This window comes from Falsiroseomonas frigidaquae, assembly GCF_012163145.1.
Taxonomy (GTDB): Bacteria; Pseudomonadota; Alphaproteobacteria; order Acetobacterales; family Acetobacteraceae; genus Falsiroseomonas; species Falsiroseomonas frigidaquae.
In genome coordinates, this window is record NZ_JAAVTX010000004.1 from 274,929 (window position 1) to 289,567 (window position 14,639).

A 14,639-nucleotide genomic window follows, 5' to 3' on the forward strand; every position below is an offset into this window, starting at 1 on the left:
CATCCCACGTCGCGATTCGGCCGGTCAAGCCGTTCCGGTATCGAGATTTTCGGCTTCAGTTTCGCCAGGCGGCCGGAACATGGCGGAAGGGCAGCCCCGCCAGGTCCAGCGCCGCCGGGCCGGGGCAGTCGCATTCCACGATGGCGGCGCAGCGCCCGGCGAAGGCGGCGCGGAAATGGTTCTTCGCCTTGTTCGCCAGGATGCGCGTGGCGCCCAGGTCGATGCCGTGCAGCGCGAAGAAGGCCGGGTCCACCGCCGCCTCCTTCCGGCTGGTGACGATGATGCGCAGCCAGTCGCCGACCCGCAGCACCGCGGTGGCGCCGAGATCCACCGGCGCGCCGCGTTCCATCGGCCCTTCATTGGTGAACAGCCCATCGGTCAGCCGCTCCACCGTGGCGGTGACGGTGACGGGCGGGCCGAAATCCACCGTGGTGCGGCCGCCGAGCGCGAAATCCGCCACGCCGCCCTGCCCCGCTGCCTGGGCAGCGGCGACGCTGGCCGGATCGTGCAGGAAGGCGAAGACGGTGGGCACGCCGGGCGCGGCCTCCACCAGCACACGCAGCAGGCCGGGGCTGTCGGCGACGCCGCCGGAAAGCGGGTTGTCCGCCGGATCGAGCAGCGCCACCAGGCCGGCCGGCGCGGCGAGTGCCGTGGCCAGCGCCTCCCGCGCCCCCGGCAGCGTCACGGCGAAGCGCGGCAGGCGGCGTTCGATGGCGCCGATCACGGCCTGCGCGGCCCGAGTGGCGGCCTCGGCGCTGGTCGCCCAGGCCATGCCGGAGGGCCCGGCGAAAGGCGTATCGCCCCAGGAGAAGCCGCCGAAGGGCGCGGCTTCCAGCACCACCTCATCCTGCAGCGCCGCCGCCTCCGCCCAGACCTCCGCCATCGGCCCGGATTCGGAGCGCATATGGAAGGAATGCAGCACGACCGGCAGTTTCAGGATGGCGCCATGCAGCCGCTCGCCGGCCATGCGGCGTTCCAGCAGCGCCAGCGCGCGCAGCGCCGTCGCGTCCATGTCGAGATGCGGATAGGTGCGATAGACGCTGGCGCCATCCAGCAGCGTGGCGAGTTCCGGCGCCATGTTGCCGTGGAAATCGAAGCTGGCGGTGAGCGGCGTCGCGCCGATCAGGTCCCGCACCCGGCGGACGATGTGCAGGTCCGCCGCCGGCACATCCTCCGCCACGCAGGCGCCGTGCAGGGACAGGTACACACCATCCCAGGGCGCGCCCGCGCGCAGCCCTTCCAGCACTTCCCCAAGCCAGCCCTCGAAGGCCGCCCGCGTCAGCGGGCCGCCGGGCTGCGCGGAGGTGCAGCGCAGCACCGTCGCCTGCCAGCCGGGGCGCGCCTCCAGGAAGCGCGCCAGCCCGCCGAGCTCCGTGCCGGTGCCGGCATAGCGTTCCAGCGCCGCCGCGCCGGAAACCCATTCGCGGGAGCGCAACGCCTCCGGCTCGGTCGGGGTGGGGGAGAAGGAGTTACCCTCGAACCAGAGGCGGGCGACAGCGATCTTCGGCATGGCCCCAGTCTAGCGGGTTCGCCGAAAGACTAAAGCTGGCGCGGCGCGAAGGTATCGCAGGCTTCCAGCGTACCGTTCTGCAGCCCGGCGCGGAACCAGCGCACCCGCTGCGCGGAGGTGCCGTGGGTGAAGCTCTCCGGTACCACCTGGCTACCGCCACGGCGCTGCAGCCGGTCATCGCCCACGGCGGCGGCGGCACCAAGGCCTTCCTCGATATCGCCATCCTCCAGGATCTGCCGCGCATCCTGCGCCCGGCGCGCCCAGAGGCCGGCCAGGCAATCCGCCTGCAACTCCACCCGCACCTGCATGTCGTTGGATTGCTGGCCCTGGCGCAGCAGGCCGAGCTGGTTCTGCACATGGTGCCCGACCTCATGCGCGATCACATAGGCGGCGGCGAAATCGCCCGGCGCGCCGAGGCGGCGCTGCATTTCCGCCAGGAATTCGAGGTCGATATACACCTGCCGGTCACCGGGGCAGTAGAACGGGCCGACCGTCGCCTGCGCCACGCCACAGGCGGATTGCACGGCGCCGCTGAACAGCACCAGCGTCGGCGCGTCGTAGCGGCGGCCATTCTCCGCGAAAAGCGGCGTCCAGACATCCTCTGTCTCGGCCAGCACGCGGCGCACGAAGCGCGCGCCCTCGTCCTGCGCCGGCGCGCCCTGGCGCGTCTGGGTCTGGGTTTGCGGTGCCGGGTCCATGCCGGACAGGATCACACTGGGATCGACGCCGAACAGCAGCGCCAGCACCACCAGCACCACGCCGCCCAAGCCGCCACCGATCGCGATTCCGCCGCGGCCAACCCGCATGCCGCGACGATCCTCGACATTGCCGCTTTCGCGCCCACCGCCCAACCGCATCGCCGCACCCTCCGTGTCGGGGCAGCAACGTCCGCGGGGTGGTGGAGTTTCAGCCGCGCAGCAGCAAGCCGGGCATTCAGCCGCGCAGCAGCGCGGCCAGCGCCGGGCTCAGCCCGATCGCCTCGCGCCCCTGCGGCGCGGCATAGCTGCCGGCGCGCGGCTTCGGCAGGCGCATCCGCACCATCGCCTCGGCCAGCGTCACGGCGCAGGCGATGCCATCCAGCAGCGGCACCGGGGAACGCGCCTGCAGCCCGGCCGCCAACCCGGCCAGCGCGGCGCCACCCAGCACCACCGAATCGCAACGCGCCGCCATCGCCTCCGCCGCCGCCAGCACCTGCGCCGCCGCGCCGTCCGGGTCCGCGATGGCCTGCTGCGGCGTCAGCGGCAGGCCCACCACCTCCGCGCAGCGCGCCGCCAGGCCGTGGCGCGCCACCAGTTCCTCATAGGGCCGCGCCTGGCCGAGCGTCAGCACGCCGAAGCTGCCGCCCAGCAGGCAGGCGGTCAGGCAGGCGGCCTCCGTCATGCCGAGCACCGGGCAGGGCATCATCTGCCGCGCCGCATCCAGCGCCGTGTCGTGGCTCACCGCCAGCACCACCGCCTCCACCGCGCCGGCATGTTCCGCCAGCGTCGCCAGCAGCGCATGGGCGGCGATGGCGTTCTCCACCCGCGTCGAGATCACCGCCGGGCCGAAGCCGGGTGTCGCGCCGATGATCTGCGTGCCCGGCGCCGCTGCCGCCCGGGCCGCCGCGACGCAGGCCTGCGTGATGGCCTCCGTCGTGTTGGCGTTCGCCACCAGGATCCGCATGGGTTCAGCCACCGACCATGGTGCCGCCCGGCGCCGCCGAGGCGCCGGCCAGTGCCAGCAGGCCTTCCGGCAGGGCGCGGGAGGATTCGGTCAGCAGCAGCAGGCGCAGCGCCTCCCGCTTGCCCGGGCTGGCAGGCGACGGGGGTGGCGCGGGTGGCAGTGGCTCCGCCATGGCGCCGGGCTGGGAACCGGCTTCCGCAGCGGCCTCGGGCGTCACCGGCACCGGGTCGGCCGGCAGCGGCTCGGCCGGCAATTCGGCCAGGCTCTCTGCGCGGCGCTTCCAGACCTGCAGCGGGTTGAACAGCAGCACGTCGCCGGGCCGCACATCCATCCGCAGCGCCAGGCCCGGCTCGGCGCAGAGGCTGTCGAGCAGGTCCAGCGCCTGCATCTGCGGCCCGGTCAATCGCGGCGTCTGGGGCACGCGCTGCGCGGCATCGATCGAGTCGCGCGCATAGCGGCCGACGAAGGCGCCGGAGGCGGTGCTGAACACCGGCAGGTCGATCACCTCCCCGGTCGGGGTCGCGTGCGGCATCGGCCGGTACAGCAATTCCAGCGCCGCGCGGTCGCGCTTCATCATTTCATTGTGCACGGAGGCCGCGGCGACCAGCATGGCCGGGTCCACATCGGGCGGCTGGCGCAGCACCAGCAGCGCGACGATATCTGCCGCATCGGCATGGAAGCGCCAGCGCAGCGCCCCGCCGGCGGCGGAGACCATGCGCTGCACCGCGCCTCCCAGTCCCGGCAATGGCCGCCCGAGATGGGCGCCGAGCGCCACCAGCAGCGGCTCGGCCAGCGCCTCCCCCAGCCGTTCCAGCGTCAGGCCGCGCAGCAGCACGAAGCCGCGGCCGGTATCCAGCCGCGTCGCGGCGCCGCGCAGCACCGCGCCCAGATGCGGCAGCGGCGCCTCGGCCGCGGATTGCGGGGCGCGGCCGCCGAGCGCGGTCAGTGCCTGTTCCAGCTCCGCCAGATCTTCCGCCCCCAGCGGAATCATCCAGTCGGAGGTGCGGAGGTCCGCGGCCCGCCAGGCCGCCTGCCCGGCCTGCGGCACGATGCGCGGGCGGGGCGGGACCAGGGGGGGATTGGCGCTTTGGGAAGCCTGGGGCGTGTCACTCATCGCCGCCACACTACCAGCCCTTGCGCCGGCCGCCACATCTTGCCTTGCGGCCCGCCCTGCCCCCAGGCTGTGCGCTTACCTGGGAGACCGCAAATGGCCGAATCCGCCCCCGCCCCGCACCTCGACCTGCCCTTCGACACGGAGGCGATGCTGGACGGGCTGCGGCCCTGGGTGGAATGCGAAAGCCCGACCTTCGACGCCGCCGCGGTAGGCCGCATGATGGACCTGGCCGGCCGCGACATGGCGATGGCCGGCGCTCGGGTGGAACGCATTGCCGGCCGCATGGGCTTCGGTGACTGCGTCCGCGCCCGGTTCCCCCACCCGGCCGGGGACACCGCGCCCGGCATCCTGGTCCTGGCACACCTGGATACGGTGCACCCGATCGGCACATTGGCGAAACTGCCCTGGAAGCGGGATGGCGGCACCTGCCGCGGGCCGGGCATCTTCGACATGAAGGGCGGAACCTTCCTGGCGATGGAGGCGATGCGCCAGGTGCTGCGCGCCGGGGTCACCACGCCCCTGCCCGTCACCTTCCTGCTGACCTCGGACGAGGAAGTCGGCAGCCCCTCCACCCGCGACCTGATCGAGGCCGAGGCCCGCCGCGCCCGCTACGTGCTGGTGCCCGAGCCCGCCCGGCCGGATGGCGGCGTGGTCACCGGCCGCTATGCCATCGCCCGCTTCAACCTGCGCACCACCGGCCGCCCCAGCCATGCCGGCATCACCCTCGGCGAGGGCCGCTCGGCCATCCGGGAAATGTGCCGCCAGGTGCTGGCGATCGAGGCGATGACGACGGAGGACTGCACCTTCTCCGCCGGCGTCATCCATGGCGGGCAATGGGTGAACTGCGTGGCGACGCATTGCGATGCGGAAGTGCTGTCCATGGCCAAGCGCCAGGCGGACCTCGATGCCGGCGTCGCCCGCATGCTGGCGCTGCAGCCCAGCGCGCCAGACGTGGCGCTGGCGGTGACGCGCGGCGTGACCCGGCCGGTGTGGGAGGCGGATGCGGGCACCCGCGCGCTGTATGACGTGGCGAACGGCATTGCCGGGAAGCTCGGCTTCGCCATTCCGCCGCAATCCTCCGGCGGCGGCTCGGACGGCAATTTCACCGGCGCCATGGGCATCCCGACGCTGGATGGCCTCGGCGTGGCCGGCGCCGGGGCGCATACGCTGGATGAGCACATCGCGATCGGCAGCCTGGTGCCGCGGGCGAGGCTGTTCGCGGGGTTGCTCACGACGCTTTCTTGAGATTCGTGCGGCGTCGCGAAATTGGGTAATCTTCCCACCAGACGAGCAAGGGGAAGAAGATGGTGAATCCGACGGCTTTCGCCATGGTCCTGGCGCTTGCGGCGGCGCCCGGGCTGGCGCTGGCGCAGAGCGCGCCGATCAACGGGCCGAATGCGGCCGCGGTGCATGGCCAGAACTGGAACATGCGGCAGGACCTTTCCTCCTCCACCGCCACGGACGGGCTGCCGCTGACCCGGACCCAGCGGCTGCGCCAGCAGGCGGCGGAAGCGGAGGCGCGTCGCCGGGCGCAGCAGCGCCCGACCCGCTGAAAACAGTATCTTCCGTGCGGTCAGGCGCTTCCGCCTGACCTTGCGGCCCAGGCTATTCCGCTGCCTGGGCCTGGCGTTCCGCCTGCGCCGGGCGGGCGGCGATCACCGCCTGCAGGGCCAGCGCCACCGCGGCCTGGCAGGGCTCGATCACCGGGATGCCGCAGGCCTCCTCCACCGCCGCGCGGTGGAAGGCCATGCCGGCGCAGCCCAGGATCACCGCCTCCGCCCCCATTTCCGCGATCCGCCGGCCGGCCGCGACCAGGGCGGCGCGGGGGGCGACCGGGTCGGTCAGCACCTCCATCGGCAGGTTCAGCGGGATATGGCCGAGCAGCCGGCTTTCCACGCCCATCGCCTGCAGCGACCGGCGCTGGCGCGGCAGGGATGGGTCGCCGAAGGCGATGATGCCGAAGCGGTCCGCGCGGGCCAGCGCCGCAGCCACCGCGCTGCGCAGCGGGCCGAAGACCGGCGCGCGCGTCACGGTGCGGACCGCATCCACCCCGGGGTCGGACACGCAGGCAACCACATAGGCCGCCGCCGCCTCCTGCTCCACCAGCCGGCACAGCGGTTCCGCCACGCCGAACCAGTCGCGCCAGGTGACGATGGCGGGCGGGCCGGGATCGAGCTGCGTCACCTCGATCGGCGGCAGGCCCGGGGCGCGGAACCCCTGCAGCGCCAGGTCGATGCCCTGGGTGCAGCTGCGGCTGCTGTTCGGGTTGATCACCAGGATCCGGCCGGACATCGTGCACCCTCCTCCGCCGAACCCCTGCGGCCCGGCGCGCGTTGCGGCAGGATCGGCGGGGGCGAGCCCCGAGACAAGGGGAAGCTTGATTGGGCGACCCTCGCACGACATATTGCACCGCACAACGGCCAAGCGAACCTGGGGCTTCCTTCCCCGGTCGAGAGAAGGCCGAAAGGAACGCCACATGACACGCTGGGAGCCCGACCGTTCGGCACCCGCTGACAGCACCACCCCCGCCACGTCTGCCTGGACGATGGTCAGCCGGGGCATGCGCAACCGCTGCCCGGTCTGCGGCGAGGGCAAGGTCTTCCGCGGCTATCTGCGGGTGGTCGATGAATGCGAGGTCTGCCACGCGCCGCTCGGGTCGCTACGGGCCGATGACCTGCCGCCCTACATCACGATCTTCGTTGCCGGCCACATCCTGCTGCCGCCGGTCTTCTGGGTCGAGAAGGCCTGGATGCCGCCGATGTGGCTGCACATGGCCGTCTGGCTGCCGGCCTTCACCATCGCCTGCACCCTTCTGCTGCGGCCGATCAAGGGCGGCACGGTGGGCTGGATGACGCGGCTCGGCTTCGACCCGCAGGCAGAGGCCGCCCACCCACCGCCGGGGCCGCCGCGCGCCGACCATGCCTGACAGGACCGCCACCGCCGCCCCGGAGCGCGACCTGGTCCGCGTGGACCTGCCGGACGGCCATGCGCTGCTGCCCAGCCCCTATGCCGAGGCGGATCGCCGCCAGGCGGTGGAGGATCTGCTGGCCGGCAACCGCTTCCGCCCGGCGGGCCTCGGCCCCGGCCCCTTCGGACTGGGCATCGCGGTGCGCGACGGGCGGTTGATGCTGGAAATCCGCGATGCGGCGGATGCGCCGCTGCATGCGCTGGTGCTGGCGCTCGGCCCTTTCCGCCGGCTGATCAAGGACTACCACATGGTGGTCGAAAGCCATGAGAAGGCGGTGGCCGAGGGCGGCTCCGAGGCCCGCATCCAGGCGATCGACATGGGCCGCCGCGGTCTGCACAACGAAGGCGCGACGCTGCTGACGGAGCGCCTCGCCGGAAAGGTCGAGATCAACTTCGAGACGGCGCGGCGGCTGTTCACCCTGGTCTGCGCCCTGCACCAGCGGATCTGACGCCCCGCCCCGGGCGCCGGATATTGTCGCACCGGGGCTGGCGGAGGCTCGCGTGGCGGGACGACGGAGCGGTCGGAGAGGCCTGGTGGGCGGTGCCGCCGCCCTGGCCGGGCTTGGCGCGGCCGGAGCCGCCGCGGTGGCGGCCAGCCGGTCGAGCCAGGCGGCGGAGTACGATGCGGCGCTGGCCGAATGCCGCGGCGCGCCCCCGGCCAGCCTGCCACCGGCGGAGGCGCTGGTGCATTACGCGGCGATGGCCGCCAACAGCCACAATACCCAGCCCTGGCGCTTCGCCATCGCCGCCGATGAAGTGGCGATCCGGCCGGACCTGGCGCGCCGCACGCCGGCGGTGGACCCGGATGACCACCACCTGCATGCCAGCCTCGGCTGCGCGCTGGAGACCCTGGTGCAGGCCGCCCCGGCGCTCGGGATGCAGGCCGAGGCGGAGGTGACGCCGGAAGGTGGCGCGCGGGTCCGGCTGGAGCCGGCGCCGGTCAGCCCCGGCGCACTGTTCCAGGCGATCCCTCGCCGCCAGTCCACCCGTGCCGCCTTCGCCGGCGGCAGCCTGGCCCCGGCCGAGCTGCGCGCGCTGGAGGTTACCCGGCCAGATGATGGCGTGGCGCTGCTGCTGATCGACGACGCAGCGCGGCGGGAGACGCTGCTGGACCTGGTGGTGGCCGGCAATGCGGCGCAGATGCGTGACGCCGCCTTCCTGGCGGAGCTGCTCGCCTGGCTGCGCTTCAGCCATGCCGAGGCGGTGGCGACGCGGGACGGCCTGTTCACCGGCGCCTCCGGCAATCCGGTGGTGCCCGGCGCGCTCGGCCGGCGGCTGTTCCCGCATGTCTTCACCCTGGGGGCGGAGACGGACCGCTATGTCCGCCACATCCGCTCCTCCGCCGGGCTGGCCATCTTCGTGGCGGATCGGGACGCGCCGGAGGGATGGGTGCGGGCCGGGCGCTGCGCCCAGCGCTTCTGCCTGCAGGCCACCGCGCTCGGCCTGCGCACGGCCTGGGTGAACCAGCCGGTGGAAGTGCCGGGCCTGCGCGCCGCCCTGGCCGCCTGGCTCGGCGTGGCGCCGCTGCGGCCGAACCTGATCCTGCGCTTCGGCCGCGGCCCGGAACTGCCGCCTTCGCTGCGCCGCCCCGTCGCGGAAATGCAGGAGGCGGGCTATAAGCCGGCCGCATGAAGATCGACGGCATTCCCTATCGCAGCGTCTGGGTCGAGCCCTCCGATGGCTGGTCCATCCGCATCTTCGACCAGACGAAGCTGCCTTGGTCGCTCGACATCCTGCGGCTGACCGAGGTCGGCCAGGTGGCGCAGGCGATCCGCAGCATGCAGGTGCGCGGCGCGCCGCTGATCGGCGCGGTGGCCGCCTATGGCGTGGCGCTGGCGCTGCGGAAGGATGCCTCGACCGAGAGGCTGGAGCAGGTGGTGGCCGAACTCGGCGAGACGCGCCCGACCGCCATCAACCTGCGCTGGGCGCTGGCCCGCATGCGCGCCGCCTTGCACAACCTGCCCGCCGGCGACCGCGTGGCAGCGGCCTATGCCGAGGCGGCGGCGATCTGCGACGATGATGCCGAGACCTGCCGCCGCATCGGCGAGCACGGCCTGCCGCTGATCGAATCGGCCGCCAAGGACCGGGAACGGGTGAATGTCCTCACCCATTGCAATGCCGGATGGATCGCGACGGTGGATTGGGGCACCGCGCTGGCGCCGATCTACATGGCGCATGATGCCGGCCTGCCGGTGCATGTCTGGGTGGATGAGACGCGCCCGCGCAACCAGGGCGCCGCGCTGACCGCCTGGGAACTCGGCAAGCATGGCGTGCCGCACACGATCATCGCCGACAATGCCGGCGGCCACCTGATGCAGCATGGCCAGGTGGACCTGGTGATCGTCGGCACGGACCGGGTGACGCGGAACGGCGACGTCGCCAACAAGATCGGCACCTACCTGAAGGCGCTCGCGGCACATGACAATGGCGTGCCCTTCTGGGTCGCCCTGCCGCATTCCACCCTGGACATGTCCGTGGGCGACGGCGTCGCCGAGATCCCGATCGAGGAGCGCAGCGGCACCGAGGTGACGGACCTGACGGGCCGCACGGCGGATGGCCGGATCGAGACGATCCGCGTGGCCGCCGAGGGCAGCGCCGCGGCCAATCCGGCCTTCGACGTGACCCCGGCGCGGCTTGTGACCGGGCTGATCACGGAACGCGGCCGCTGCGCCGCCTCCGAGGCCGGGCTGCGGGCGCTCTACCCCGAGAAGGGCTGACCGCGGCCCGTCGGCTCCAACAGCCACAGCCCGACAACTAGCGACAGGCCACCGAAGCCGGCCAGGCCGGCGGCGGCGATCAGCGGCACGCGGCCCGGCAGCGTGGCATCGCCGAGCACCAGGGTCACGGTGGCCAGGATGGCGACCAGGCCAATACCAACCAGCAGAAGCGCGAAGCGGGGCATGGTGTAGGTTCCGGTTATCCGTGCTGACATGTCGGTATCTACGCAGGGCGCTTGGCGAGGGCGCGACGCGGGCGCGGCAGGAATGAGGCATCTCATTCCCGCAACATGACAATCCATCCACATTTGCCGTAAATTGCGGCACCGGCCGCGGCGCGGCGGTTGCGCCGAATCCCCCGCGATGGGATCGTACTGCCGGGAGACACCTCACAAACTGGGAGCTTCACCATGCGCCGTCTGCTCGCCGCATGCCTGTTCGGCATGGCCTTCACCACCGCCGCCGCCATCGCCCCCGCCGCGCAGGCCCAGGGCCAGCCGCCGCTGCGCTGCGCCGTGGACGGCACCTTCGCGCCGCACGCCTTCCCGACGCTGCAGGGCGGCGTGCAGGGCTTCAACATCGACCTGTTCCGCGAAGCGGCGAAGCGCATGGGCCGCGAGCTGACCATCGACAGCGCCAGCTTCTCCGGCCTGATCCCGGCGATGAATGCCGGGCGCTACGACTTCCTCTGCGCGCCGACCACGGCGACGGCGGAGCGCGCGGCGAACATGCTGTTCACCGAGGGCTATCTCTACACCGCCTTCCAGTTCGGCATCCGCCGCGGCAACGCGCCGATCCGCAGCACGGACGACCTGCGCGGCAAGGCAATCAGCGTGAACAAGGGCAGCGCATACGACGCCTGGGCCGCCGCCAATGCGGCGCGCTACGGCTTCACGGTGCAGACCTACGACACGCAGACGGATGCGGTGCAGGCGGTGATCTCCGGCCGCGCCTACGCCAACCTCGGCGGCAACACCGTCGTGCGCTACGCCGCGACCCGCACGCCGCAATTCGTGCCCGATTTCGTGCTGACGGACACGCGCGCCCATTGGTCCGCGCCGCTGCCGATGAACGCAACGGAAATGCGCGTGCAGCTTGAGAATGCGCTGGAATGCATGAAGCGGGACGGCACCATCGCGCGCCTGTCGCAGCAGTGGTTCGGCACGGCGCCGGCGGCGGATGACGCGGAGAACACCGTGTTCCCGGGCACCGGCGTGCCGGGCCTGGCCGGTTACGACGCGACGCCGCGCGAGCCGCGCTGCTGAGCATCGCTGCATGACGGGCTGGGAGGCGTTTGCCTTCAACTTCCTCAACCCCGAGGTCGCGGCGCAATACGCGCCGATGGTCCTGGCGGGGTTGGGGGTCACCATCCTGCTGGCGATGCTCGTCATCGCCAGCGGGCTCGTGCTCGGCCTGGCGCTGGCGGTGCTGCGCGCCTTCGGCGTGCGGCCGTTGAACTGGGCCATCATTTTCGTCGTGGACGTATTCCGCGCGCTGCCGCCGCTGGTCATCATCGTGCTGATCTATTTCGGCCTGCCCGCCGCGGGGCTCGCTATGTCCGGCTTCTGGGCCACTTGGCTGTCGCTGACGCTGGTGTTGATGGCTTTTTCCGAGGAAATCTTCTGGGCCGGTATCTCCGCCGTGCCGAAGGGGCAGTGGGAGGCGGGGCGCGCCATGGGCCTGCATTTCCTGCCGACGCTGCGGCTGATCGTGCTGCCGCAGGCGATCCGCATCGCCGTGCCGCCGCTGGTCAACCGCACCATCGCCATCACCAAGGGCACCGCGCTTGGCAGCGTCGTCGCGGTTTCTGAAATCCTCGGCGCGGCGCAATCCGGCATGGCCTTCTCCGGCAATCCCACGCCGCTGACCCTCGGCGCGCTGGCCTATCTGGTGCTGTTCGTGCCGGTGGTGATCGCCGGTCGCTGGATCGAGACAAAATTCGCGTGGCGCCGATGAGCGATTTCGTCCAGGCCTTCCTCAACGCCGAGATCGCCCTCGCCTCCTCCCACCTGCTGTGGATCGGGCTGGTGCAGACCATGCTGCTGGCGCTGATGACGGTGCCGCTCGGCTTGGTCATGGGCTTGCTACTGGCGGTGCTGGCCACGCGCAAATCGCGCTGGGTGCGCTGGCCGCTAATGGCCTTCACGGATTTCTTCCGCGCCATCCCGCCGCTGGTGCTGCTGATCTTCCTGTACGCGGCGCTGCCCTTCGGCGGCATCGACCTCGGCGCCTGGGGCTCCGTCGCGCTGGCCTTCCTGCTGAACACCGGGGCCTACTATGCCGAAATCCTGCGCGCGGGCATCGAGAGCGTGCCGCGCGGACAGCCGGAGGCAGCGCGCGCGCTGGGCCTGAAGCGCTGGCAGGTCTGGATCTTCGTGGTGCTGCCGCAGGCGGTGCGGAACGTGCTGCCCGACCTCATCAGCAACACGCTGGAGGTGGTGAAGCTGACCTCCATCGCCAGCGTCGTCGCGGTGCCCGAGCTGCTGTACCAGGCGCGCCAGGCGCAGAGCATCACCTACAACGCCACGCCCATCCTGGTGGCGGCGGTGATCTACTTCCTGCTGCTGTGGCCCTGCGTGCGGCTACTGTCGCGGCTGGAGAACCGGCAACTGGCGGGCCGCCGGTAAGGCGCGCCCCTCATTCCAGCGCGGCCAGCCGCTGCCGCAGCCGCGCCACCTCATCCGGCGCGAGCTGGGCGCAGAGCCGGCTGACCACCTCCGGCAAATCCTTCGCCCCATCCGACGCCTTGCGCAGGATGACGCGCGCGATGGGACCGACCAGGAAGGCCAGTTCCTCCGTCAGCCGCGCGGCGATCGGCGCCGGAAGCTGATAGGCCGGCAGCTGGTAGGTCGGGACCGGCGGCGGGGCCGGCATGGGGGCCGGCGGCAGGATGCGCGTGGCCTCGCCCTCCGCCTGCAGGGCGGCCCGAAGCGCGGTTCCGAATTCCGTGGCGGAGGCGAAGCGCTGCGCCACATCCTTCGCCAGCCCGCGGCGCAGGACCTGGCCGAGGGCCGTGCCCTCCAGCCGGCCGAGATCGGCGGGCGTCGGCCCGGCCAGCCGCACCAGCGTATCGGTCAGGCCGTTGCCCCCGAAGGGCGTGCTGCCGAGCAGGATCTGGTAGAGCACCGCGGCCATCGAAAACAGGTCGGCGCGATGGTCCACCGCCCGCCCGAGCGCCTGTTCCGGCGCCATGTAGCTGGGCGAACCCACCATGCCGCCCACCATTGTCGTCGTCGAATCGCCCAGCCGGGCAATGCCGAAATCGGTGATCTTCACCGCACCGCGCGGCGTCACCATGATATTGCCCGGCTTGATGTCCCGGTGGATCACGCCGACCGAATGCGCGGCAGCGAGCCCTTCCAGCACCTGCAGCACCACCAGCGGCAGTTCCGGCACCGCCGCCGCCCGTTCCGCCGGCGGCTGGCGCATCAGGGTGGAGAGCGTGTCGCCCGGCACGAATTCCATGACGATGTAGGGCATCGCCCCGTCATCGGCGAAGTCGTAGACGCTGACGATCGCGGGATGGGAGCATTGCGCGGCGGCGCGGACTTCCGTGCGGAAACGCTCCAGGAACTCGGCGCGGTCATCCGGGCCGGCCGCCTCCATGCTGATGACCTTCACCGCCACCATGCGGTCGATCAGCGGGTCGACGGCCAGGTACACCCGCCCCATGGCGCCGGCGCCGAGCTGCTCGATCGGCTGGTAGCGCCCGAAGGAGGCGGGGAGCGGCGGGTCTTCCATCGCGCTCACGCGCCCAGCATCTTCGCGGCTTCCTCCAGGCTGCGCCGCATTCGTTGGAAGGCGCGGCCAAGCTCCCCGATCTCGTCGCGACCCGTCGGCAGGAGATCCTGTTCCACCGGCTTGTCGAGGCTGGCGGCGGTGGCGAAGCGGACGATGCGGCTGATCGGGTTAAGGATGACGAAATGCAGCAGCAGGTTCAGGCCCAGCATCAACCCGGCGAAGATCGCCAGCAGCACCGCCATGGCGCTGGTCAGGTTGGCATTGGCGCTGCGTAGCGCTGCGGCCATCGGCACGGAGACCAGCTGCGCGCCCACCGTCTCATGCATCCGCCAGCCGAAGCCGTTGCTGGTGCCATAGGCGGCCACCATCCGCTGCGGCGCGGCCTCCACGGTACTGTGGCAGGTCAGGCAGGCCTGGTCGCGGATGGTGATGGGGCGTGCCAGGGTCAGCACACGTTCGCCGCGCACCTCGCGTTCCCCCAGCAGCTCCGTCAGACCGGTGTCGTTGCGGAAGGCATTGATGAAATCGGCTTCCCAATCGGCCGCCCGGTCGGCCGGGTTGGTCGGGTTCAGCGCCGCTTCCTTGTAGCTGTAGTCCGGATGCTCGGCCCGCACCGCGCGGAAATTGTACTGCGCGGCGTAGGAGGGCACGGTCAGCGGCGCCACCCAATCCGTCTGTTCCCGCATCACCGCCGGCACCACCTCCGCGATGGTGTAGCTGCGGACGGCGTTGGCGGCGCTCATCATGATGCGGGCGTTCTGCACCACCTCGCGCCGCGCATTCGCCTCGAACTGGTGGGATAGGAACAGCCAGGATGCCCCGGCGGCCAGCGCGAAGACCGCCAGCAGGCCGAGGTTCAACTTCGCGCGTATGCCCATGCCGCTTCATGCTCCGCCTGTCGCGCGCCGCCAAGGGTATGCGCGCCTGC

The 14,639-nt window shown here is 71.9% G+C and carries 17 protein-coding genes; 9 read left to right on the top strand and 8 right to left on the bottom strand.

The window, feature by feature from the left end; translation table 11 throughout:
- Window positions 1-55 precede the first annotated feature (55 nt).
- The 4 genes from HB662_RS13875 to HB662_RS13890 all read right to left on the bottom strand — a co-directional run bounded on the left by HB662_RS13875 (window position 56) and on the right by HB662_RS13890 (window position 4,286).
- Window positions 56-1,510 carry a M81 family metallopeptidase gene (locus tag HB662_RS13875; protein ID WP_168050410.1) on the bottom strand — a complete coding sequence of 485 codons (1,455 nt, stop codon included), beginning with the start codon at window positions 1,508-1,510 and terminating at the stop codon, window positions 56-58.
- Between the two features lie 29 nt (window positions 1,511-1,539).
- Complete coding sequence (gene ypfJ / locus HB662_RS13880; protein WP_168050411.1) at window positions 1,540-2,367, bottom strand: KPN_02809 family neutral zinc metallopeptidase; 828 nt, start codon at window positions 2,365-2,367, stop codon at window positions 1,540-1,542.
- Window positions 2,368-2,443: 76 nt separating this feature from the next.
- On the bottom strand, window positions 2,444-3,184 hold the full coding sequence (locus HB662_RS13885; protein WP_342449509.1) for an aspartate/glutamate racemase family protein: 741 nt from the start codon (window positions 3,182-3,184) through the stop codon (window positions 2,444-2,446).
- The gene (locus tag HB662_RS13890; protein ID WP_168050412.1) at window positions 3,177-4,286 is read right to left on the bottom strand and encodes a TauD/TfdA family dioxygenase; all 1,110 of its coding nucleotides are present in this window, start codon (window positions 4,284-4,286) and stop codon (window positions 3,177-3,179) included. Before HB662_RS13890 ends, HB662_RS13885 begins: the two co-directional genes overlap by 8 nt.
- Window positions 4,287-4,379: 93 nt before the next feature.
- Between HB662_RS13890 and HB662_RS13895 the strand changes: the two genes are divergently transcribed.
- Together HB662_RS13895 and HB662_RS13900 are read left to right on the top strand one after the other, a co-directional pair.
- Window positions 4,380-5,531 (top strand): M20/M25/M40 family metallo-hydrolase, encoded by a 1,152-nt coding sequence (locus tag HB662_RS13895; protein WP_168050413.1) that lies wholly within the window; start codon window positions 4,380-4,382, stop codon window positions 5,529-5,531.
- 59 nt (window positions 5,532-5,590) lie between these two features.
- Window positions 5,591-5,839: a hypothetical protein gene (locus tag HB662_RS13900; RefSeq protein ID WP_168050414.1), complete on the top strand. Its 249-nt coding sequence runs from the start codon at window positions 5,591-5,593 to the stop codon at window positions 5,837-5,839.
- Between the two features lie 52 nt (window positions 5,840-5,891).
- On the opposite strand, the gene HB662_RS13905 is transcribed toward HB662_RS13900, so the two are convergent.
- A complete protein-coding gene (locus HB662_RS13905) occupies window positions 5,892-6,578 on the bottom strand; it encodes an aspartate/glutamate racemase family protein (RefSeq protein WP_168050415.1) in 687 nt (228 codons plus the stop codon).
- Between the two features lie 184 nt (window positions 6,579-6,762).
- Between HB662_RS13905 and HB662_RS13910 the strand changes: the two genes are divergently transcribed.
- The 4 genes from HB662_RS13910 (at window position 6,763) to mtnA (ending at window position 9,970) form a co-directional block, all read left to right on the top strand.
- Window positions 6,763-7,212 carry a DUF983 domain-containing protein gene (locus HB662_RS13910; RefSeq protein WP_168050416.1) on the top strand — a complete coding sequence of 150 codons (450 nt, stop codon included), beginning with the start codon at window positions 6,763-6,765 and terminating at the stop codon, window positions 7,210-7,212.
- Window positions 7,205-7,702: a UPF0262 family protein gene (locus HB662_RS13915; protein WP_168050417.1), complete on the top strand. Its 498-nt coding sequence runs from the start codon at window positions 7,205-7,207 to the stop codon at window positions 7,700-7,702. Before HB662_RS13910 ends, HB662_RS13915 begins: the two co-directional genes overlap by 8 nt.
- 85 nt (window positions 7,703-7,787) lie before the next feature.
- Window positions 7,788-8,885 (top strand): Acg family FMN-binding oxidoreductase, encoded by a 1,098-nt coding sequence (locus HB662_RS29955; protein ID WP_168050418.1) that lies wholly within the window; start codon window positions 7,788-7,790, stop codon window positions 8,883-8,885.
- Window positions 8,882-9,970, top strand: coding sequence for an S-methyl-5-thioribose-1-phosphate isomerase (gene mtnA / locus HB662_RS13925; RefSeq protein ID WP_168050419.1), 1,089 nt, complete (start codon window positions 8,882-8,884; stop codon window positions 9,968-9,970). The genes HB662_RS29955 and mtnA overlap by 4 nt, the downstream gene beginning before the upstream one ends.
- Here the strand turns inward: mtnA and HB662_RS13930 are convergent.
- Entirely contained in the window at window positions 9,952-10,155 is a 204-nt protein-coding gene (locus HB662_RS13930) for a hypothetical protein (RefSeq protein ID WP_168050420.1), read from the bottom strand. The two genes, mtnA and HB662_RS13930, sit on opposite strands and share 19 nt — an antisense overlap.
- 225 nt (window positions 10,156-10,380) lie before the next feature.
- Between HB662_RS13930 and HB662_RS13935 the strand changes: the two genes are divergently transcribed.
- From HB662_RS13935 to HB662_RS13945, 3 genes are read left to right on the top strand one after another with little or no spacing between them, the layout of a single operon-like run.
- A complete protein-coding gene (locus tag HB662_RS13935; protein ID WP_168050421.1) occupies window positions 10,381-11,235 on the top strand; it encodes a transporter substrate-binding domain-containing protein in 855 nt (284 codons plus the stop codon).
- A gap of 10 nt (window positions 11,236-11,245) precedes the next feature.
- Window positions 11,246-11,926 (top strand): amino acid ABC transporter permease, encoded by a 681-nt coding sequence (locus tag HB662_RS13940; protein WP_168050422.1) that lies wholly within the window; start codon window positions 11,246-11,248, stop codon window positions 11,924-11,926.
- Window positions 11,923-12,597 carry an amino acid ABC transporter permease gene (locus HB662_RS13945; protein WP_168050423.1) on the top strand — a complete coding sequence of 225 codons (675 nt, stop codon included), beginning with the start codon at window positions 11,923-11,925 and terminating at the stop codon, window positions 12,595-12,597. The genes HB662_RS13940 and HB662_RS13945 overlap by 4 nt, the downstream gene beginning before the upstream one ends.
- A gap of 10 nt (window positions 12,598-12,607) precedes the next feature.
- On the opposite strand, the gene HB662_RS13950 is transcribed toward HB662_RS13945, so the two are convergent.
- Window positions 12,608-13,711 (bottom strand): serine/threonine-protein kinase, encoded by a 1,104-nt coding sequence (locus HB662_RS13950; RefSeq protein ID WP_245185670.1) that lies wholly within the window; start codon window positions 13,709-13,711, stop codon window positions 12,608-12,610.
- A 5-nt stretch (window positions 13,712-13,716) separates the two neighbouring features.
- Window positions 13,717-14,589, bottom strand: a complete 873-nt coding sequence (locus HB662_RS13955) for a c-type heme family protein (RefSeq protein ID WP_168050425.1) — start codon at window positions 14,587-14,589, stop codon at window positions 13,717-13,719.
- Between the last annotated feature and the right edge of the window lie 50 nt (window positions 14,590-14,639).

Coding starts and splice junctions, on each gene's coding strand:
- HB662_RS13875 (WP_168050410.1), bottom strand. CDS start 1,510: ATGCCGAAGATCGCTGTCGCCCGCCTCTGGTTCGAGGGTAACTCCTTC.
- ypfJ (WP_168050411.1), bottom strand. CDS start 2,367: ATGCGGTTGGGCGGTGGGCGCGAAAGCGGCAATGTCGAGGATCGTCGC.
- HB662_RS13890 (WP_168050412.1), bottom strand. CDS start 4,286: ATGAGTGACACGCCCCAGGCTTCCCAAAGCGCCAATCCCCCCCTGGTC.
- HB662_RS13895 (WP_168050413.1), top strand. CDS start 4,380: ATGGCCGAATCCGCCCCCGCCCCGCACCTCGACCTGCCCTTCGACACG.
- HB662_RS13900 (WP_168050414.1), top strand. CDS start 5,591: ATGGTGAATCCGACGGCTTTCGCCATGGTCCTGGCGCTTGCGGCGGCG.
- HB662_RS13905 (WP_168050415.1), bottom strand. CDS start 6,578: ATGTCCGGCCGGATCCTGGTGATCAACCCGAACAGCAGCCGCAGCTGC.
- HB662_RS13910 (WP_168050416.1), top strand. CDS start 6,763: ATGACACGCTGGGAGCCCGACCGTTCGGCACCCGCTGACAGCACCACC.
- HB662_RS13915 (WP_168050417.1), top strand. CDS start 7,205: ATGCCTGACAGGACCGCCACCGCCGCCCCGGAGCGCGACCTGGTCCGC.
- mtnA (WP_168050419.1), top strand. CDS start 8,882: ATGAAGATCGACGGCATTCCCTATCGCAGCGTCTGGGTCGAGCCCTCC.
- HB662_RS13930 (WP_168050420.1), bottom strand. CDS start 10,155: ATGCCCCGCTTCGCGCTTCTGCTGGTTGGTATTGGCCTGGTCGCCATC.
- HB662_RS13935 (WP_168050421.1), top strand. CDS start 10,381: ATGCGCCGTCTGCTCGCCGCATGCCTGTTCGGCATGGCCTTCACCACC.
- HB662_RS13940 (WP_168050422.1), top strand. CDS start 11,246: ATGACGGGCTGGGAGGCGTTTGCCTTCAACTTCCTCAACCCCGAGGTC.
- HB662_RS13945 (WP_168050423.1), top strand. CDS start 11,923: ATGAGCGATTTCGTCCAGGCCTTCCTCAACGCCGAGATCGCCCTCGCC.
- HB662_RS13950 (WP_245185670.1), bottom strand. CDS start 13,711: ATGGAAGACCCGCCGCTCCCCGCCTCCTTCGGGCGCTACCAGCCGATC.
- HB662_RS13955 (WP_168050425.1), bottom strand. CDS start 14,589: ATGGGCATACGCGCGAAGTTGAACCTCGGCCTGCTGGCGGTCTTCGCG.